This window comes from Duganella phyllosphaerae, assembly GCF_001758785.1.
Classification (GTDB): Bacteria; Pseudomonadota; Gammaproteobacteria; order Burkholderiales; family Burkholderiaceae_D; genus Rugamonas; species Rugamonas phyllosphaerae.
Genome location: NZ_LROM01000120.1, coordinates 1 through 20338, shown reverse-complemented (window position 1 = coordinate 20338; position 20338 = coordinate 1). Strand labels below are relative to the sequence as shown.

17 protein-coding genes and 1 riboswitch are annotated in these 20338 nt (G+C 65.3%); of the genes, 14 read left to right on the top strand and 3 right to left on the bottom strand.

Annotated features, from left to right (window positions below):
• The first annotated feature begins 374 nt into the window (after positions 1–374).
• The 13 genes from cobT to DUPY_RS21095 all read left to right on the top strand — a co-directional run bounded on the left by cobT (position 375) and on the right by DUPY_RS21095 (position 13649).
• Positions 375–1409, top strand: a complete 1035-nt coding sequence (gene cobT, locus DUPY_RS21155) for a nicotinate-nucleotide--dimethylbenzimidazole phosphoribosyltransferase (RefSeq protein ID WP_070250833.1) — start codon at positions 375–377, stop codon at positions 1407–1409.
• Between the two features lie 3 nt (positions 1410–1412).
• Complete coding sequence (locus DUPY_RS21150; protein WP_070250832.1) at positions 1413–2195, top strand: adenosylcobinamide-GDP ribazoletransferase; 783 nt, start codon at positions 1413–1415, stop codon at positions 2193–2195.
• 4 nt (positions 2196–2199) lie between these two features.
• A complete protein-coding gene (locus DUPY_RS21145) occupies positions 2200–2763 on the top strand; it encodes a histidine phosphatase family protein (protein ID WP_070250831.1) in 564 nt (187 codons plus the stop codon).
• 18 nt (positions 2764–2781) lie between these two features.
• A riboswitch (cobalamin riboswitch) is annotated at positions 2782–2998 on the top strand.
• A gap of 84 nt (positions 2999–3082) precedes the next feature.
• Positions 3083–4969 (top strand): TonB-dependent receptor domain-containing protein, encoded by a 1887-nt coding sequence (locus DUPY_RS21140; protein ID WP_070250830.1) that lies wholly within the window; start codon positions 3083–3085, stop codon positions 4967–4969.
• 105 nt (positions 4970–5074) lie between these two features.
• Positions 5075–6097, top strand: a complete 1023-nt coding sequence (locus tag DUPY_RS21135; protein WP_070250829.1) for a FecCD family ABC transporter permease — start codon at positions 5075–5077, stop codon at positions 6095–6097.
• Positions 6098–6104: 7 nt separating this feature from the next.
• Positions 6105–6878: an ABC transporter ATP-binding protein gene (locus tag DUPY_RS21130; protein WP_070250834.1), complete on the top strand. Its 774-nt coding sequence runs from the start codon at positions 6105–6107 to the stop codon at positions 6876–6878.
• Positions 6875–7510 carry a cob(I)yrinic acid a,c-diamide adenosyltransferase gene (gene cobO / locus DUPY_RS21125; RefSeq protein ID WP_070250828.1) on the top strand — a complete coding sequence of 212 codons (636 nt, stop codon included), beginning with the start codon at positions 6875–6877 and terminating at the stop codon, positions 7508–7510. The genes DUPY_RS21130 and cobO overlap by 4 nt, the downstream gene beginning before the upstream one ends.
• A gap of 23 nt (positions 7511–7533) precedes the next feature.
• Entirely contained in the window at positions 7534–8814 is a 1281-nt protein-coding gene (locus DUPY_RS21120) for a cobyrinic acid a,c-diamide synthase CobB (RefSeq protein WP_070250835.1), read from the top strand.
• Positions 8811–9359, top strand: a complete 549-nt coding sequence (cobU, locus tag DUPY_RS21115; RefSeq protein ID WP_070250827.1) for a bifunctional adenosylcobinamide kinase/adenosylcobinamide-phosphate guanylyltransferase — start codon at positions 8811–8813, stop codon at positions 9357–9359. The genes DUPY_RS21120 and cobU overlap by 4 nt, the downstream gene beginning before the upstream one ends.
• Positions 9356–10336 carry an adenosylcobinamide-phosphate synthase CbiB gene (gene cbiB / locus DUPY_RS21110; protein WP_070250826.1) on the top strand — a complete coding sequence of 327 codons (981 nt, stop codon included), beginning with the start codon at positions 9356–9358 and terminating at the stop codon, positions 10334–10336. Before cobU ends, cbiB begins: the two co-directional genes overlap by 4 nt.
• Positions 10329–11309: a threonine-phosphate decarboxylase CobD gene (gene cobD / locus DUPY_RS21105; RefSeq protein ID WP_070250825.1), complete on the top strand. Its 981-nt coding sequence runs from the start codon at positions 10329–10331 to the stop codon at positions 11307–11309. Before cbiB ends, cobD begins: the two co-directional genes overlap by 8 nt.
• The gene (locus tag DUPY_RS21100) at positions 11306–12184 is read left to right on the top strand and encodes a cobalamin-binding protein (protein WP_070250824.1); all 879 of its coding nucleotides are present in this window, start codon (positions 11306–11308) and stop codon (positions 12182–12184) included. Before cobD ends, DUPY_RS21100 begins: the two co-directional genes overlap by 4 nt.
• A 10-nt stretch (positions 12185–12194) precedes the next feature.
• The gene (locus DUPY_RS21095) at positions 12195–13649 is read left to right on the top strand and encodes a cobyric acid synthase (RefSeq protein ID WP_070250823.1); all 1455 of its coding nucleotides are present in this window, start codon (positions 12195–12197) and stop codon (positions 13647–13649) included.
• Position 13650: 1 nt separating this feature from the next.
• Here the strand turns inward: DUPY_RS21095 and DUPY_RS21090 are convergent, their stop codons facing one another.
• The gene (locus tag DUPY_RS21090; protein WP_070250822.1) at positions 13651–15378 is read right to left on the bottom strand and encodes an alkaline phosphatase D family protein; all 1728 of its coding nucleotides are present in this window, start codon (positions 15376–15378) and stop codon (positions 13651–13653) included.
• 119 nt (positions 15379–15497) lie between these two features.
• Here DUPY_RS21090 and DUPY_RS21085 point away from each other — a divergent pair, with 119 nt between their 5' ends.
• The gene (locus DUPY_RS21085; protein WP_070250821.1) at positions 15498–16940 is read left to right on the top strand and encodes a DHA2 family efflux MFS transporter permease subunit; all 1443 of its coding nucleotides are present in this window, start codon (positions 15498–15500) and stop codon (positions 16938–16940) included.
• A gap of 154 nt (positions 16941–17094) precedes the next feature.
• Here DUPY_RS21085 and DUPY_RS21080 read toward each other — a convergent pair whose 3' ends face one another.
• Positions 17095–18015, bottom strand: coding sequence for a phytanoyl-CoA dioxygenase family protein (locus DUPY_RS21080; RefSeq protein WP_070250820.1), 921 nt, complete (start codon positions 18013–18015; stop codon positions 17095–17097).
• 134 nt (positions 18016–18149) lie between these two features.
• Positions 18150–20180 carry an esterase-like activity of phytase family protein gene (locus DUPY_RS21075; RefSeq protein WP_070250819.1) on the bottom strand — a complete coding sequence of 677 codons (2031 nt, stop codon included), beginning with the start codon at positions 20178–20180 and terminating at the stop codon, positions 18150–18152.
• Between the last annotated feature and the right edge of the window lie 158 nt (positions 20181–20338).

The following is a 20338-nucleotide window of genomic DNA, read 5'->3' as shown; positions in this document are numbered from 1 at the left end:
ACAGGCCACTATTTTCATAGCGCCTATTTCATTACTTCTTGTGAACATTTGATATTTTAAGTATCACAGCGACTAGCGCTGTGTGCACTTTCATCAAACGTCCACACTTATCGACTGTTAATTTTTAAAGAACTTTTATTTGGTACTGCGGTACTGCGTTGCCAACAAAGCGTTTTGTCTGTCAGCGAAGAAGCGAGATTATGAAGTGTTTCGTTTATCTCGTCAACTTTCTTTTTCTCGTTTCACCCTGTGTTTGACACAGTGTTCTGCGAGGGACAGAACTATATCGCAGAGTATCCGGGCTGGCAAGAGGGTGGCCGTTATTCTCTGTGATATCGTAGCAACGGTTCACTCTTCCTTATATAAACAAGCATATGCTCATTCCTGCAATTTCCCCTACTGTCGACACTGCACTGTCGGACCAGCTCGACGCCGCCGTTAATAACAAGACCAAGCCGCTCGGCAGCCTGGGGGTGCTGGAATCTCTGGCGAAACAACTGGGCTTGATCCAGAACACGCGCGACATCACCGTGCGTAAGCCAGCCATTCTGGTCTTCGCGGCCGACCACGGCGTAGTGGCGGAAGGCATTTCCGCCTACCCGCAAGACGTCACTTGGCAAATGGTGGAAAACTTCCTGGCTGGCGGCGCCGCCATTAATGTCTTCGCCGAACAAAACAACTGCGCCTTGCAAGTGATCGACGCCGGGGTGAATCACGCCTTCGGTCCGCGCGCCGGCCTGGTTGACCGCAAGCTGGCCAATGGCACTCACAACTTCGCACAGGAGCCGGCCATGAGCCGCGCCACCTGCCAGGCGGCGCTGGCCGCCGGTATGGCGCTGGCGGCCGAACTGGAAGGCAATGTGGTCGGCTTCGGCGAAATGGGCATCGGTAATACCACGGCGGCGGCAGCACTGATGCACAAGCTGACCGGCATCCCGGTAGCGCAGTGCGTGGGCGCCGGCACCGGCCTGTCACCCGAAGGTGTGCTGCACAAGCAGCGCGTGATCGAAGCGGCAGTGGCGCGCCATGGCTCGATCACCGAGCCGCTCGACGTGCTGGCCACGTTCGGCGGACTGGAAATCGCCATGATCGCCGGCGCCATGCTCAAGGCGGCCGAGCTGCGCAAGGTGCTGCTGATCGATGGCTTCATCGTTACCAGTGCGCTGCTGGTGGCCGCGCGCCTGCAACCGGCCATCCTCGATTACTGCGTGTTTGCCCACTGCTCCGACGAACAGGGCCACGAACAAATGCTGGCGGCGCTCGATGCCCGGCCGCTGCTGTCGCTGGGCCTGCGCCTGGGCGAAGGTACCGGTTGCGCCCTGGCGCTGCCGCTGCTGCACGCGGCAGTCAATTTCCTCAACCGCATGGCCACGTTCGAATCGGCCCAGGTCAGCGCCAAGGCCCACTAACCCATGCACCAGCTACGCCTGTTCTTCACCGCCCTGCAGTTCTTTACGCGCTTGCCGATCCCGCGCTGGGTGGGGTTCGACCCGGCGTGGCTGAACCAGGCGTCGCGCTACTTTCCGCTCGTCGGCGTGGTCGTGGCGCTGATCGCCGGCGCCGTGTATGCGGTGGCCTTCAAACTTTTTCCGCCGGCGATCGCCGCCATTCTCTCGACGGCGGCTGGCATCTATGTCACCGGCGCCTTTCACGAAGACGGCTTCGCCGACACCTGCGATGGTTTTGGCGGCGGCATGACGAGCGAGCGGGTGCTCGAGATCATGAAGGACTCGCGCATCGGCGCTTACGGTGCGATCGGCATCTTTTCCCTGCTACTGCTCAAGTGCGCCACGCTGACCATGCTGCCGCCATACGGTGCGATTGCCGCCCTGCTGTTTGCGCATCCGCTGTCGCGCCTGATGGCCACCGGGCTGATCTGGCGCCTCGAGTACGCGCGCGCCGAGGGCAAGGCCAAGCCGCTGGCGCAGAAAATGGCGACGCCGGAATTTGCCATCGCTACCGTCACCGCAGTGGCGCCGGCCCTGGTGCTGATCTGGCTACACTGGCTGTCGTGGACCATGCTGCTGTCGGGCATAGCGTGCGCACTGGCGGCCACCATTTGGCTGGCCCGCAAATTCGTGCGCCGCATCGGCGGCTACACGGGTGACTGCCTGGGCGCGGTGCAGCAGGTGACGGAGGTGATTTTCTACCTGTGCGTGCTGGCCGGCCTGCACACCAGCGGCCAGTTCTTCTAGCACCATGCGGCTGATCCTGATCCGCCATCCACAGCCGGACGTCGCACCCGGCATGTGCTACGGCCGCACCGACCTGGCTGTGGCGCCCGCACAGCTGGAACAGGCGCTTGCCACCCTGCTGCCCGCGATACCCGACGGGATACCGCTGTTTTCCAGCCCTTTGCGACGCTGCGCCGTGCTGGCGGCGCGCCTGGCGTCCGCCCCCATCTTCGATGCCCGCCTGATGGAAATGGATTTTGGCGCCTGGGAGATGCAGGCCTGGGACAGCATTCCCCGCGCAGGCGTGGATGCCTGGACCGCCGACCTGGCCAACTACCGCCCTGGCGACGGCGAGAGCGTGTTGCAGATGGCCGAACGCGTCGCCGCATTTTATGACGACTTGCAGCGCCAGCTCGATGCCAACCATGACGGCGCAGCGATCGTGGTCTGCCACGCCGGCACCATGCGCCTGCTCGCTGCCCGCCACGCCGGCCTGGCGCCGCTGGCGATGGCGCTGCAAGCGGCTGGCACGCCGCACCGGCTGCCGTATGGCGAGGCGCTGATCCTGCCGCACCCCGCGTCAAAGTAAGTCTCCAGGCGACACCACGTATAATGCCCGGGTTTTGGTGCCCGCGCGTCCGTCCGGATGCGCAGTTAAACGGGAAACACGAAGCCCCTTCACAGGGCCAGCGTGTGCTGCCCCCGCAACGGTCAACAAGCGTCGCCGATGGCGACAAACCAGTCCTGACAACCACTGTGCGCTGCATGGGAAGGTGGACTGGCCGCTTGCCAGCCCGGATACCGGCCAAACCTGGTGGAAGCACACACGCCGGCATGCGCCGCCGTGCGCTTCTGTTCAATCTGGCCTGCGGGATGCTGGCCGGTTGCCCTTTACAGAAATAGCAATCATGATCCTTCGCTTTACCCCTCGCGCGGCGCTGCCGTCGTTGGTCCTCGCCCTCGCCACCTCCTGTGCCCACGCCGCACCTGCACCTGCACCTGCACCTGCACCGGCATCGGCATCGGCATCCACCGTGCTGGTCACAGCCACCCGCACGCCGCAAGCACTGGCCGACGTCATCAGCGACAGCACCATCATCGACGCCGAACAGATCGCCCAGGCAGGCGCCGGCTCGATCGTCGATCTGCTCAAGCGCCAGCGCGGCATCGAGGTCACGCGCAACGGTGGCGCCGGCAGCTCGTCGAACGTCTATATCCGCGGCGCCAACAGCAACCAGAGCATCGTGCTGGTTGACGGCGTGCGTATCGGCTCGGCCACCACGGGTGCTGCCAACTGGAGCGCGATTCCGCTCACTGCCATCGACCGCATCGAAATCGTCTACGGCCCATTGAGCTCCTTGTACGGTGCGGACGCCATCGGCGGCGTGATCCAGATTTTCACGCGGAAGGGTCAGGGCGCGCCGGCAGTTACCGGCTTTGCCGGCTACGGCAGCGACAATACGCGCGAGGCCGACGCCACGGTGTCCGGCAGCACCGGCGGTGAGCATAGCTTCAGCTACGCCATCAGCGTCGGCAAGGAAAAGTCGGATGGCTTTTCCACTACCCGCTCCGGCCTGTCCTCGTACAATCCGGACGACGACGGCTACGACAAGGAAAACGTCTCCGGCCAATTCGGCCTGCAGCTGGCCAAGGGTATCGAAGCGGGTGCGCTGTTCCTGCATAGCAGTCTCGATGCGCAGTACGACTCGGGCCTTGCCGCCTACGACACGCGGAGCGAGAACACCATCGACACTGCCAGCGTGTTCGCCAGGGCGCAGCTGCTGCCAGCGTGGCGCAGCCTGTTGCAGTATTCCGAAACCCGCGACAAGGGCGCCAACTACATCAACGCCACCGCAGCCGGCTACACCCGCATTGACACCAAACAGAGCTTCATCACCTGGCAAAACGACGTGACGATCGGCGCCGACACGCTGCAAATGCTGTACGAGCATCGCAAGGAAGAAGTGGACACCAACGGCGCGGCCGCCATGAACCGCGACCGCAATACCAATTCGTTCGCAGCCTCGTACAACGCCCGCCGTGGCGCGCATCTGCTCAGCGCCAGCGCGCGGCGCGACAACTCCGTCTACGGCAACCAGAACACCGGGGCCATCGGCTACGGCTACCAGTTCACCCGCGCGCTGCGCGCCACCGCTAGCTATGGCAGCAGCTTCCGCGCGCCGACCTACAACGAGCTGTATTTCCCGAACTACGGCAACCCGGCCAACCGCCCGGAAAAGGGCCGCAACGCCGAAGTGGGCCTGCGCTACGACGATGGCGTCAATGCGATGAGCGCCGGCTACTACCGCAACCGCCTGACCGACATGCTGGTCAACACCAACCCGTGCCCGTTCGGCGGCGGCTACACCAGCGGCTGCGCCTACAACGTCAACCGCGCCACGCTGGCAGGCATCACGCTGTCGGCCGCCACGCGTGTCATGGGCGTCAACCTGGGCGCCAACGCCGACCTGCAAGACCCGCAAGACGACACCACCGGCAAGCGCCTGATCCGCCGCGCCAAGCGCCATGCCAACGTCACCGCCGATTACGGCACCGGCGCCCTGAAAGCGGGCGTGGAAGTGGAGCTGTCGAGCGCACGCTTCGAAAACGCCGCCAACACCGTGCGCCTGGGCGGCTACGGCCTGGTGAACCTGTACGCCACGTACGCCTTCACCCGCGACTGGTCCGCGCTGGTACGCTGGAATAACATCGGCGATAAACAGTACGACCTGGCCCGCTACTACAATACCCCGGGCGCCAAGTTCTTCGCCGGCCTGCGCTACGGCTACAAGTAACCCCACTTCGGGGTCAGTGCCGACATTCGGACACGATCTCTGCTTTATCATTGCAGAGCCTGTGTCTAAATGTCGGCACTGACCCCGAACTTCAGGAAAGAGTAAATGGCTGATTTCTCCCGCAAATTGCAGCAGCGCGCCGCCGTGGTGTTGGGTGGATTGGGGCTGCTCGCGCTTGCGGGGCTGGTGTTTTCGGGGATGACCGGGTCGGTGGCGGTTCCCATGGCCGATATGCCGGCTGCGATTGGCGACCTGCTGCGTGGCGAGAAATCCACGCTGGCCGCTACCTTGCTCGATCTGCGCGTGCATCGCGCGCTCACCGCTTTCATCACTGGTGCGGCGCTGTCCCTGGCTGGCGTGATGATGCAGGCCTTGCTGCGCAATCCGTTGGCCGATCCCTATGTGCTGGGCATTTCCGCCGGCGCGTCGGTGGGCGCGCTGGCGGCGTTGATGTTCATGTGCGCGGCGTGGATGGTCGATGCGGCGGCGTTTGGCGGCGCCGTGGCCGTTTCGATGATGTTGTACCTGCTGGCGCGGCGCGACCTGCGCGGCGGCGCCGCAGCCGATGGCGGCACCGCCCTGCTGCTGCTCACCGGCGTGATTCTGTCGTCGGCCTGCATGGCGCTCGTCACATTGATGTTGTCGATCGCGCCCGACAGCCGCCTGCGCAGCATGGTGTTCTGGATGATCGGCGACATGGCCGGTGCACCGCTGCGCTGGATGCCGTGCCTGGTGCTGGTCGCCGCGCTGCTGTTCGCGGTCAAAAATGCGCGCGCCATGAACGTGATGGCGCTCCATGCGGAAGCCGCCGCCACGCTGGGCATCCGAGTGGGCGCGCTGCGCAAGGGACTGTTCTTTGTCTCCGGCCTGCTGACCGCCAGCGCGGTGACCACCGCTGGCAGCATCGGCTTCGTGGGCCTGATCGTGCCGCACGCCTGCCGCTTCGCGGTCGGTCCCGACCACCGCCTCTTGATTCCCGCCGCCACACTGGCCGGCGGCACCTACTTGATGCTGGCCGATACGCTGGCGCGCACCATCATCGCGCCAGAGCAGCTGCCGGTCGGCGTGATCACCGCGCTGGTCGGTGCACCGGTGTTCCTGTACCAGCTGCACCGGCTGCGGAAGTGACGACATGATGATCGCCACCCATCAGCTCTCTCTTAGCATCGGCCAGCGCCAGCTGGTCGCCAATCTCGACTGGCAGGTACGCACCGGCGAATGCTGGAGCGTAATCGGCCGCAACGGCGCCGGCAAAAGCACCCTGCTGCGCACGCTGGCCGGACTGCGCCCAGCTGACGCCGGCACGGTATCGATCCGCGAGCGCGCGCTGCAAGACTGGCCGCTGGCCGACCTGGCGCGCCAGCGCGCCTTCCTGGCGCAAAGCCGCAGTGACGCTTTCGCCTACTCCGTGATCGAAACCGTACTGTCGGCACGCCACCCGTACCACGACCACCGCTACTGGGAAGGCAGCGACGACCATGCCATCGCCCTGGCAGCGCTGGCGTCGATGGAAGTGGCCGACCTGGCCGGCCGCGACGTGCGCACGCTGTCCGGTGGCGAGCGCCAGCGGGTAGCGATTGCCGCCATGCTGGCGCAGGACACGCCACTGCTGCTGCTCGATGAGCCGGCCAATGCGCTCGACCTGGCGCACCAGGTGAGCGTAATGACTTTATTGGCGCGCCTGTGCCGCGAACAGGGCAAGACCGTGGTCATGATTGGTCATGACCTCACGCTGGCGCACAGCGTGTCCACCCACGCATTGCTGCTGCGTGGCGATGGCCGCTGGCTGGCCGGCGCCAAGGATGACGTGATGCGCGCCGATATCCTGGGCGACTACCTGGGCCATCCGATCGACATCATCCGCCACGGCCACCGCAGCATCTTCATCCCCTCCGAGGAGACCCCATGACCGAACCAACCAACACCCCTGATACCGGCGACGCCGCCCTCAACGAACGCCACCGCGTGCGCATGGAGCGTAAAAAAGCCATCATCGACGCCCAGATCGCGTCTGCCAACAAGCAGATCGGCATCATCATCGTCAACACCGGCAACGGCAAGGGCAAGAGCTCGAGCGCGTTCGGCATGGTAGCGCGTGCGCTGGGGCACAACATGAAGGTGGGCGTGGTGCAGTTCATCAAAGGTGCGATGGCCACCGGCGAAGAGCAGTTCCTGCGCCGCTTCCCCGATGAAGTGAGCTTTCACACCATGGGTGAAGGCTATACCTGGGAAACCCAGAATCGCGAACGCGACATCGAAAAAGCCAAGCTGGCGTGGGAACAGGCCAAGCGCTTCCTCGACGATCCAGCCTGCGGCCTGGTGGTGCTCGACGAACTCAATATCGCCCTCAAGTACCGCTATCTCGACGTGGAAAACGTGATCAACGACTTGCTGGCGCGCCCGCCAATGCAGCACGTGGTGATCACCGGCCGCGGTGCGCCGCCCGAACTGATCGCGATTGCCGACACGGTTACCGACATGACGGTCGTCAAGCACGCGTTCAAGGCCGGCATCGCCGCGCAACTGGGTACAGAGTGGTGAAGCACATCGACGTGAAAGTGGTGATGGTGGCGGCCGTCTCGTCCGGTCAGGGCAAGACCACCTGCACCGCCGCGCTGGCGCGCAAGCTGGTCAAGCTGGGCCGACGCGTGCGGGTGTTCAAGTGCGGCCCCGACTTCATCGACCCGATGCTGCTCGAACGCGCTACCGGCGCGCCGGTACGCACGCTCGACCTGTGGATGGTCGGTCCTGACCAGTGCCGCAGCCAGCTGGCGCAAGCGGCGCAAGAGGCGGACGTGATCCTGATCGAAGGCGTGATGGGTTTATATGACGGCACGCCGTCGTCGGCCGATGTCGCGCGCACCTTCGGCGTGCCGGTGCTGGCCGTGATCGATGCGTCGGCCATGGCGCAGACGGCCGGCGCCATCGTCATGGGCCTGCGCGACTACGGCCCGGTCGAGATGGCCGGCGTGATCGCCAACCGCGTGGCCAGCGACAACCACGGCAAGATGGTGGCCGCATCGCTGCGCGACGTCCCGCTGTTTGCCACCATGCCGCGCCAGCAGGTGTCGCTGCCCGAACGTCACCTGGGCCTGGTGGTGCCCGGCGAAATCCACAACCTCGACGCCCTGCTCGACCAGCTGGCCGACCAGCTGATTTTCGACGAGGCGACATGGGAAGCCCTGGCCCCGGTGCGCATCGAAATCCCGCCAGCGCCAGCAGCCGAGTCCATGCCGGCGACCTTGCAGGGTAGGACGATTGCGATTGCCCGCGACGCCGCCTTCATGTTCCTGTATCCCGCCAACCTGGACCTGCTGCGGGCGCTGGGCGCCGAGTTGACCTTCTTCTCGCCGCTGGCCGACGAACCGGTGCCCGCCGCAGCACATGCCGTGTACCTGCCAGGCGGCTACCCCGAATTGCACGCACAGACGTTGAGCGAGGCGGCCACCTGGCGCGCCTCGATCCGCGCCGCGCACGCGGCCGGCCTGCCGATCGTGGCCGAATGCGGCGGCATGATGGCGCTGGCCGATACCCTGACCGACCAGCAGGACAACGAGTGGCCCATGGCCGGCCTGCTGCCGGGCGCTGTGGCAATGCAGCCACGCCTGGCCGGGTTGGGCCCGCAGGGACTGCCCACGGCAGACGGTGTCCTGCGCGGCCACACCTTCCATTATTCAAAACTGACAACCACAGTGGCGCCGGCCGCGCATACAATCAAGCACCCCTCCGCAATCCAGGGTGAAGCCTGGTATCGCGTTGGCTCATTGACCGCTTCGTATTTTCACGCATATTACCCATCCAACCCGGCGGCGGCAGCCGCCCTGTTCATGAGGAGACACGGATGACACGTACTTTGGTTCTGGGCGGCGCACGCTCGGGCAAGAGCGCTTACGCCGAACGCCTGGCCATCGAGTCGGGCAAGGAAGTGGTCTATATCGCCACCGCCACGGCTGGCGACGTCGAAATGGCCGCGCGCATCGCCCACCACCAGGGCAGCCGCCCCGGCGAGTGGACCACGGTGGAAGAACCGCTGGCACTGGGCAACCAGCTGCTGCGCTGGTCCTCGCCCGAGCGCCTGATCCTGGTCGACTGTCTTACGCTCTGGCTCAGCAACCTGCTGTTCTCGAGCGGCCAGGAATACCCGGATGTGGGCGAAATCACTCTGCCCGCGCTGTTCCACGAACAGCAGGACATGCTGGCCAGCGCGCTGACCAAGTGCAGCAGCGACATCGTGCTGGTATCGAACGAAGTCGGCCTGGGCATCATGCCGTTCGGCGCCATCTCGCGCTGCTTCCTCGACGAACAGGGCCGCCTGAATCAATCGGTGGCGGCCATTTGCGACCGCGCGGTATTTGTCGCCGCTGGCCTGCCGCTGGTCCTGAAGGGATGATCGCTGGGTTGTCGTTTGCCGCCATCGCGGTGCTGATGGTGGCCGGCGTGTTGCTCGACCTGCTGCTGGGAGAAACGCGCCGCTGGCATCCGCTGGTCGGCTTTGGCAACCTGGCCATGGGCCTCGATCGCCGCCTCAACCGCGGCACCGGCAAGGCGCGCTTCCGGCGCGGCGTGCTGGCGTGGCTGTTGGCGGTGCTGCCGATCACCGCGCTGACCGCGCTGCTGGTGTGGGCGGCCGGCGCGGTGAGCTTCTGGCTGGCCGCCGCCGTGCACGCGGCCATGCTGTACGTGTGCCTGGGCTTGCGCAGCCTGCGCGAACACAACCTGCCGATCGCCCACGCACTGGCGCACAACGATTTGCCGCAGGCGCGCTACCTGACGTCGCGCATCGTCAGCCGCGATACCAGCAGCGCCAGCGAAGTGGAACTCACCCGCGCCAGCGCCGAGTCGCTGCTGGAAAACGGCAACGACGCCGTCTTCGCCACGCTGTTCTGGTTCATCGTGGGCGGTGGCCCCGCTGCCGTCATGTTCCGCATGGTGAACACGCTCGACGCCATGTGGGGTTATCGTACCGAACGCCTGCTGCGCTTCGGCTGCGCCGCCGCACGCCTGGACGACGCCTTCAACTACATTCCCGCGCGCCTGACCGCGCTCTCGTACGTGCTGCTGGCCCCCGGCTTTGCCGCCAAGCGGCGCGCCTGGCAGTGCTGGCGCACCCAGGCGCCTTTGTGGGACAGCCCCAACGCCGGCCCGGTGATGGCCAGCGGCGCCGGCGCGCTCGGCGTGCAACTGGGCGGCGCGGCCGTCTACCACGGCCAGCTCGAAGAACGCCCGGTGCTCGGTGCCGGCGTGCCAGCCACCGGCATCGATATCGGCCGCGCGTGGCGGCTGGTCACGCACACCACCGCGCTGTGGCTGGGCGCCGGGCTGGTGCTGACGCTATTGCCGGCGCTGCTGGAGACGCTCCATGCTTGAACACGGCGGCAACCTGCGCGACGCCACGCTGCGCTTCGGCCGGTCCGACTGGCTCGACCTGTCCACCGGCCTCAATCCGCGCTGGTACCCGGCGCCCACACTGCCCGGCAACGCGTGGCACCGGCTGCCCGAGGCCTCGCCCGAACTGGCACAAGCGGCGCAAGCATGCTACGGCGCGCCGCTAATGCTGCCGGTGGCCGGCACCCAGGCGGCGATCCAGGCCCTGCCCCGGCTGCGCGCCCCGTCGCGCGTGACAGTGGCCGCGCCGTCGTACGCCGAACATGCGCACCAATGGCACGGTCACGGCCACACGCTCACGCAAATCCCGTATGCGGAACTCGATGCCGCCATCGCGCATAGCGACGTGGTGGTGGTCTGCAATCCGAACAACCCCACCGGCGCCACTGTGCCCGCTGCGCAGTTGCTGGACTGGGCGAGCCAACTGGCCGCGCGCGGCGGCTGGCTGGTGGTCGATGAAGCATTCGGCGACACCGCTCGGCACAACAGTGTGGCGGCGCACACCGGCATGCCGGGGCTGATCGTGCTGCGCTCGGTGGGCAAATTTTTTGGCCTGGCCGGCATCCGCCTCGGCTTCGTTGCGGCCCATGCCGGCCTGCTGCGCGACCTGGCCGACCTGCTCGGCCCCTGGACCATCAGCGGCCCCGCCCAGCACATTGCGCTCGCCGCCCTGCACGACTACGCCTGGCAAACCAGCACCCACGACTACCTGCACGCCGAAGGCGCACGGCTGGCGGCACTCCTGGCCAGCCATGGCATCGCCTCGACCGGCACGCCGCTGTTCCAGTGGTGGGCCGAACCGCAGCCGGAGGCGTTCTGGCAGCACATGGCCGAACGCGGCGTGTGGGTGCGGCTGTTTCGCGAGGCCGCGCGCGGTATCCGCCTGGGCCTGCCGCCCGACCAAGCAGGCTGGCAGCGCCTGGAACTGGCATTGAAAGAATGGACCGAAAAATGAAACGCCTCACAACCCTGGCCTTGCTGTCACTGGCAACCTGCATGACCGCCAACGCCGCCATCACCGTGCGCGACGACGACGGCAACGTCATCACCCTGCAAAAGCCGGCGCAGCGCATCGTGTCGATGTCGCCGCACGTGACCGAACTGCTGTTCGCAGCCGGCGGCGGCGAACGCATCGTCGGCGCCGTCACCTATAGCGATTACCCGGAAGCGGCCAAGAAGATCCCACGCATCGGCACCAACCGCCAAATCGACATGGAGCGCGTGATCGCCCTGAAGCCCGACCTGATCGTGGCCTGGATGCACGGCAGCTCCGAGCGCCAGATCGACACCCTGCGCCAGCTGGGCATCCCGATCTTCCACAGCGAACCGTTGAAACTCGACGGCATCGCCGACAACGTCCAGCGCATGGGCCAGTTGCTGGGTACGGAAACCGTGGCGCAACCTGCCGCCGCGCAGATCCGCGCGCAGTTCGCCGCGCTGACCAAACAATATGCCAACCGGCCGCCGGTGCGCATGTTCTACCAGGTGTGGGACAAGCCGCTCTATACCTTGAGCGCCGGCTCGATCGTCACCGACGCCATGCGCGTGTGCGGCGGCGTCAACATCTTCGCCGACCTGAAGGTGACGGCCCCCGTAGTCAGCATCGAAGGCGTGCTGCAAGCCGATCCCGAAGCGATCTTCGGCACCGCCGAAAAGGACTACGGCGGCGTCACGCTGTGGAAGCAGTACACGACCATGAAGGCGGTCCGTAACGGCAACCTGTTTACGCTCGACGGCGAACTGCTCAACCGCGCCGGTCCGCGCATGGTGGAGGGCACGCGCGCCATGTGCGAGCTGCTGGAACAGGCGCGCCAGCGGCGCAAAAATTGAAACCCTTTTGATGACTTTTCCCTACACGACCCTGATGGTGCAAGGCACCACGTCCGACGCCGGCAAAAGCACCGTGGTGGCGGCCCTGTGCCGCCTGCTCAAGCGGGACGGCGTGCGCGTGGCGCCGTTCAAGCCGCAGAACATGGCGCTCAACAGCGCGGTGACGGCCGATGGCGGCGAGATCGGCCGCGCCCAGGCGCTGCAGGCGATCGCCGCCGGCGTGGCGCCGCATACCGACATGAACCCGGTGCTGTTAAAACCGTCGAGCGACATCGGCGCGCAGGTAATCATCCACGGCCAGGTGCGCGCCGAGATGAATGCGCGCGACTACCATCGCTACAAGACAGTCGCCATGGAGGCGGTGTTCGAATCGCACCAGCGCCTGCTGGCGCAGTACGATTGCGTGATGGTCGAAGGCGCGGGCAGCCCGGCCGAAATCAACCTGCGCTCGCGTGATATCGCCAACATGGGCTTTGCCGAAAAAGTCGATTGCCCGGTGATCCTGGTGGCCGACATCGACCGCGGCGGCGTGTTCGCCCACCTGGTCGGCACTTTGTCGTGCCTGTCGCAAAGCGAACGCGATCGCACCATCGGCTTCGTGATCAACCGCTTCCGGGGCGACATCAAGCTGCTCGAACCGGGCCTGGAATGGCTCGAGCAGCAAACCGGCAAGCCGGTGCTGGCCGTGCTGCCGTATCTGCACGGCCTGTTCCTCGATGCGGAAGATGCGGTGCAGGCGGTGCAGGCCTCCACCGGCGCCTTCCGCGTGGTGGTGCCCAGCCTGCCGCGCATGAGCAACCACACCGACTTCGACGCCCTGCGCGCGCACCCGGACGTCGATCTGCGCTTTGTGCGCCAGGGCGAGCCGATCCCGCCGGCGGATTTGATCATCCTCCCCGGCAGCAAGAACACGCGGGGCGACCTGGCCTGGCTGCAGTCGCAGGGCTGGCCCGCTGCGATTACCCGCCACCTGCGCTACGGCGGCAAGGTGATCGGCGTGTGCGGCGGCTTCCAGATGCTGGGCGCCGGCGTGCTTGACCCGCTGGGCATGGAAGGCCACGCCGGCGCTTCGCCGGCCCTCGGGCTGCTCGACATGACTACGGAGATGACGCCGCACAAGCGGCTGGTGCAGGTGCACGGCGTGTGCGCGTTCGACGCCGATGGTGCTGCAGTCACCGGCTACGAAATCCACATGGGCACCTCGACCGGCGCCGCCCTTGACCGGCCGGCGTTTACCATCGCCGGCCGGCCCGAAGGTGCGGTGTCTGGCGATGGCCAGATCCTCGGCACGTACCTGCACGGCCTGTTCGATACGCCCGAGGCGTGCAGCGCGCTGCTGCGCTGGGCAGGACTGGACTCGCAGAACACGGTCGATACCTCCGCCCTGCGCGAGGCCAGCCTGGAACGCATTGCCGATGCTACCCAGCCGTTGTACGATGCTTTGGTGGCGCTCAAAGCGCACTGATTTACACCGGCGGGCATTCCTCGAGCTTGCGGTTGCCCGGTCCGGCCAGCGTACGCAGGCTGCGCTCCACCGCCGCCGTGTACTGGTGCTGCTGCACAGTATCGACGAAACGAAAATCGCAGCGCACTTGCTCGTGGGTGGCGGTGACAACCAGGTAACCGCGCTTGCTGGTCTGGGCGTAGTACAGCGGCGCGATCATGTCGGTCATCATGGCTGCCACGTCGTCCGGGTTGCGCTGGGGCTGGCCGCCTTCCATGCCCGGTGAGGTCACGCCGGGGGTGGCAAATTCCACGCCCACCTGGCGGCCATTGGCATCGAAAAGGTCGCTGGCCCAGGCGTTATGCGTGTCGCCGGCCAGCACCACCATGTTCTTGCGGTGCCGTTCCATGATGGCGAACAGCCGTTCGCGCTCGCTCTGGTAGCCGTCCCACGAATCGAGGTAGCACGGCAGCGAGGGCGACGCCAGCCAGCGCCGCTCCTGGTCGGTTACGCTCGCAGGATCCAGCGCTGCACGGCGTTTGGCGGCCACGTAGGCGGTGCTCGAACACTCGCCCAGTACCACCGCCTTCGGATACTCCATGCGCGCCATCAGCACCTGCTGCCCCAGCATCTGCCAGCGCGCGGTCGATTGTTCCACTTGCCGGTCGAGCCACGCCATCTGCTCGGCGCCCATCATCTGCCGGCGCGGCGAATACAGGTCGCTGCGGTACCGGGCCTCGTCGAACTGCTTGTTGGCGTCGAAGTACGAGGACATCATCAGTTGCTGATCACGTCCGATCACTCGGGTGTCGAGCATGTGCAGCGAGACGATGCTGCCGAAGTCGAACGAGCGGTAGATCCTGTCGATTGCCGCCGGATCGGGCGTGCGGATCGGCATCCACTCGTGGTAGGCGGTGGCCGCCGCCAGCTTGCGCAGCTTGAACGGGCCGTAGGCGCTGGTCTTGTGGTCGAGCGAGCCGTCGCGCCAGGTGTCGTCGGCGATTTCGTGGTCGTCCCACACGGCGATGAACGGCATGGCGGCATGGACCGCCTGCAGGTCGGGATCGCTGCGGTACTGGGCATAGCGGCGCCGGTAGTCTTCCAGCCGCAGCAGCACGTCGCGCGGCTCGGACACGCGGTCGAGCTGCTTGCCCTGCTCGGCGCCATAGCCGGTGCTTTCGTACTCGTAGATATAGTCGCCCAGGTGCAGCGCCGCATCGAGATCGCCCTGCAGTGCTGCGTCGGCGTATACATTGAAAAAGCCGAACGGGTAATTCGAACACGAGAACACCGCCAGCTTCACCTGGCGCACGTCCATGCGCGGCAGGGTCTTGGTGCGGCCTACCGGAGATTTCGCCACGCCCGTCTCGAACTGGTAGTGGTACACGTGACCGGGCAGCAATCCGGCGGCATCGACCTTGACGGTGTAGTCCTGGTGCGCCGAGGTGGTCAGGGTACCCGAAGCCACTACCGAGCGCATGGCGGCATCGGTGGCCAGTTGCCAGCGCACGGCGATGTCGCCGCCGCCATTGTCCTGGCCCGGCGTCACGCGGGTCCACAGGATTATCCGGTCGGTCAACGGGTCGCCGCTGGCCACGCCGTGGGCAAAGCGCAACGGACCGGTGTTGTCGTTGTTGTCGCCATGGCTGGCCGTGCTGGTGCAAGCGGCCAGGCCGGTGCCCAGCAGCGCAGTGCCGGCTACCTGGCGGATAAAGCCGCGTCGTCCGGGAATCGGTGGTTGGTCGTGCATGGGGCCTCCTCGAGATGGTTGCACGCACCTTAGCGCTGTCCGGTGACAGCATGATGACTGCTGCGCACTCCCCTAAAGACCCGGTGACCTTCGCGGCACATTTATGGGAAAATCAGACCATGGATACTACCGCCCAACTCCCCGAACCATCCGCCGCCGAGGTGGCCGCCAAGCGCTACCTGCCGTGGGTGGTGGCCACCGCCCTGTTCATGGAGCAGCTGGATTCCACCATCGTCAACACCGCCATTCCCAGCATGGCAGCCAGCCTGCAAGTAACGCCGCTCAGCCTCAAGGCCGTGGTCACCAGCTATGTGCTCAGCCTTGCGGTGGCGATTCCGGTCAGCGGCTGGATGGCCGACCGCTTCGGCACCCGGCGCGTGTTCATGAGCGCCATCACCATCTTCACCATCGCGTCCATCCTGTGCGGCCTGTCGGTCAATTCGCCAATGCTGGTGGCGGCGCGCCTGCTGCAAGGCTTCGGTGCGGCGATGATGATGCCGGTCGGGCGCCTGGCCATCGTGCGCACCTTCCCCAAGTCCGAACTGCTGGCGGCGATGAACTTCGTCATCATCCCGGCGCTGATCGGACCCCTGCTCGGGCCCACGGTCGGCGGCCTGATCGTGCACTGGATGACCTGGCGCGAGATCTTCTTCGTCAACGTCCCGGTGGGCATCGCCGCACTGTACCTGGCCAACAAGCACATGCCCGACTACCGCAGCGAGGACACGCGCCCGCTCGACTTCATCGGCCTGGTGTTGTTCGGCACCGGCGTGGCGCTGCTGTCATGGCTGCTCGAGGTGTTCGGCGAACACCGGCTCGACATCACGTCGATGTCGGTGCTGCTGTTGATCGCCTGTTCGCTGCTGGCGGCCTACGTATGGCATGCGCGCGAGGCGGCGTATCCGCTGCTGCGCATTGCCCTGTTCAAGGTGCGCACCTTCCGCGTCTCGGTCATGGGCGGTTTTATCACGCGCATTGGCGTGGGCGGCCTGCCGTTCCTGCTGCCGCTGCTGTACCAGCTGGGACTGGGCCTGCCGGCCTGGCAATCGGGCCTGTTGATGATGCCGTCGGCCGCCGCCGCGATGTTCATGAAATTCATCTCGGCGCGGGTGCTGGCGCGCTTCGGCTACCGCCAGGTGCTGACGGTGAACACGGTGCTGATCGGGATCACCATCAGCCTGTTCTCGTTCGTCCAGCAAGGCACGCCGATCTACGTGATCGTGATGATCAGCTTGTGCCTGGGATTCTTCAATTCGCTGCAGTTCTCGAGCATGAACACCATCGCCTACGCCGACGTGGAAGGTAACGACAGCAGCATGGCCAGTACCATCGCCAGTTCGATGCAGCAGTTGTCGGTGAGCTTCGGCCTGGCGGCCGGCTCGCTGATCACCGGCTGGTACCTGGGCGACGTGCCGCAATCGAACCGCGTCGCCCTCACCACGGCGCTGCACTACGCCTTCCTGACGCTGGCGGTGATGACCGTGCTGTCGTCGATCACGTTCTGGTCGCTGCGCAAGACAGACGGGGAAAGTATCAGCAAGGGCAGCGTGAAGGAAACCTAGCGTTTCCTGAACAGGAATTCATGGTGGCAGGCCAGGCAGCGGATGCGCATGCTGCCCGCCAGCAGCCGCATCCACCAGGCGCGCCGAATGCGCCGGGTCCACTCGGACCCGCAGCGGGGGCAGGCGCAATGCGGTGCCATATACTCCGTCGACATCAGCGCGGCACGCGCAGCGGCCGCACGATCAGGCGGTTCACATAGGGATCGAGCTGCAGTGCACCGTCGTATTCCTCGGGCGCATACTGGTAGGCATAGCTGGGCAGCAGCGAGTACTGGATCTGCAGCATCAGCCGTGGCAGCAAGTGCGGCGCCGTGCCCTTGTGGATGCCGGCGGTATCGACCGCGAAGCAAAAGCCGCGCGTGCCGGTGGCCGTGAGCAGTCGCCCGGCGCCATAGTTGGCGGCGATTTCGTCGTCGCTGTAAAAACGCAGCCGCACCGGTGCCTGCGTCAGGTGGCTGCCGTGCAAATACACGTGCGGCCCCGCGTCGTGATCGACATCGGTCAGGTACACCAGCACCTTCAGGTAGCGCCAGTCCTCAGAGTCTCGATGAAACGCCTGTAAATCGCTGGCGTCGCCCGCTCCCGGGAACGACCAGCGCAGGCCCAGCGCAGAGATGGTGGGCTTGCAGCGCATATAGCGCGCGGCCAGACCCAGCAGCGGTGCGCTATTGGCCAGCGCCAGGATATGCGGACAGGCGATCACGTCGCGCAGGTGATAGTCGGCCACGCGCACGCCTGGCGGCGCTTGCGCCAGCGCGAACAGCTCGCGTTCACGGTCGCGATCGGTCAGCAGTTTGTCTTGCAGGTAGACGCGGATGGCGTCGCATTGCACGCTGCTGAGCTGGTTGCCGAGCGGCGCGTAGCCGCTCTGGCTCAGGTCGGCCAAGGCGGCTGCCTCTTCGGCGCTGTCGGCGTGCAGTTCGCTGCCGCTGCCATGGCGCAGGCGCAGCGCCCCGGTCAGGGTGCGCACCACCAGGCGGCGCAGTGCCGGCCGGGTGACGAGCCGCTGGCTGTAATACAGCAGGCTGTGCAGCGGGGCAAAGCGGCGGCCAGGTCTTAGCTGCGCATAGTCCATGAGGGATTCCTTCCAGGGTTATCCCTGAGAAGGTAGCAACCTGTCGTGCCGCCGCCTTGATGTGGGCTAAGAATCTGTCCCGCCGGTAAGGAAAGCGCCAAGAGCGCGCCTCCTTGCGGACTAGCAGGTCCCGCTCAGAACGACGTCAGCGCCTTGGCAAACTTGATCAGCCACAGGCGGCTCGGGCGCTCGAGGTCGGTACCCCGTCCGACCCGGATGGTATTGCCGGATGCACAACCTGCAGCATTGCTGGCAATGATGGCGCCGTTGGCATCGACATTGCACTTGGTCACGTCTGCATCCTCGATCACTGCGCCGGCGGCATTGAACACCTTGGTTTTCATGCCGAAGTCGTTGTCGTTGACCAGGGCCAGGGTATTGGCGTCCACCATCGTCAGGCCTTCGGCCTTTTCAGCCAGCCAGCCGATGGCGTTCAAGTCCAGTAGCACGGTTTTCTTCATGGCAACGACCGATTTCCAGTCGGCGCCGTTGACGGCAGCGCCGCCCATGCTGCTCTTTTCCAGGTCGGACGTGGTGGCGTTGTAGGCATTGGCTGAAATATCGGTGGCCGCGCCGATTTCCACGAGCATCAGCTTGTTGAACACGTTGCCGCCAGGCGCCGCGCCCTGCTCGATCACGATGAACTTGCCATTACCCAGCGCCACCACGTCGCCGAGCTTGGCGTTGCCAGTGCGGCCGTCCTGGTAATCGGTCGCGTCCAGCGGATAGGCGTACATCTTGCCCGACGTGCCCGTGGTGGGATCGAATTCGGTCCAGCGCGTAAAGCGGGCGAAACGTTCGACCGCTTCGCTCTTGCCGGTCACGGTGTATGGCGCGTTGCCATCGGTGAGCGGACTTTGTAGGAAGCCGTGCAGCTTGTCGGTGGTGGTGTCGAGTGCCATGCCTTCCATGCCGCGATTGGCGCGGCGCTTGGCGAAGATGGCCGGCAGGCCGGTGCCTGGCGCATACTTGCTGAGGATGACGCCGGTGGCCGGATCGATCTTCTCGATGAACGGACCATACTCGTCCGATACCCACAGCACGTTGCGTTTCTTGTCGAAGACGATGGCTTCGGAGTCGAGCCCGCCCGCATTGAAGGTGGCCTTGCTGGCGGCGTCATATTTCATCACGTCCATCACCGGCAGCTCGGACGTGTAACCGACGGCGCCAGGCGCCACCGGCAGGCCCGACGTGGCAACGGTTGCCGAGACCTTGATCGGTGTGGACGATGTGAGCACCGCGCCCGACTTGCCCACCGTGATCACGCCGAATGAAGGCGCAAAACTCGGCGACGGGAAGATTTTACTGCCGGTCACGCCGGTGCCGCTCAAGGCCGGCAGATTGGGACCGTCGCCATTGGGGCCGCGATCGGTGAGGCCGTAAAACTCGAGGTCGCCATTGGCATTGGTGCCCTTGAAGGCCAGTGCCGAGCCGTACGATGGCAGGAAACCGAGCGGGAATTCTTCCTTGACCTTGGCATTGTTGCCCTCGTAAGGGATGTAGAACTTGCTGTCGGCCTGGACCTGGTAGCGGGTGACGGTCACGGCCACGTCGCCCAGGGTGTTTTTCTGGGTGAAGGTCTCGTTGACCGGCGTGCCGCGCTTGGAGGCGAGCGTGTCTTCGAAGTGTTCGCGCACCAGTGCGCGGCGGCTGTCGTCCACGCTGCGCGCTGCATACTTGGCGCCGGCCGTGGCCAGGGTGGCGCTCAGGTTGGTATTGAAGGCCGTGGCGGCAGCGTTGAAGTCGAGGGTCTTGCCGGCCAGCGCGGTCTTGGCCTCGGCCGTGAGCTTGATGCCGTTCGACGGATCATTGTCATCGTCGAGCAATTGCAGGGCCAGCAGGCGATTGATCACTTTGATGTCCTTGATATCGACCACGCGGGCCAGTTCCAGCGGAGTGACCGTGGGAGCACACAGGGTGCTGCCCAGGGCAATGCCGCCAACACTGAAGCTGACGGTGTCGCCAGCATAGCAGGTGAACTCGCCTTTGGCGTTGGTAGCGGCCTTCGGTGCTGTGCCTGCCACGTAATCGAGATTGTCAACGACGCCATCGAGGAACACCCCGGTCATGGCTGGATTGACGGGCGCCGCCGTATTTTCATCATTGCTACCGCAGCCTGCCAAAAACGACAATACCGCCAGCGACACCAGGGAAAGACGCATCATGCCACCACCTCTAATTGGGAAAGAGACAAGTTTAGCGGGGCAACGTGACAAGAATATGACATCACAAATGCAAAAAACCCCCAACCGGATCACCGGAAGGGGGTTTTTCTATATAACTAGCCTGACGATAACCTACTTTCACACTGGTTGCAGCACTA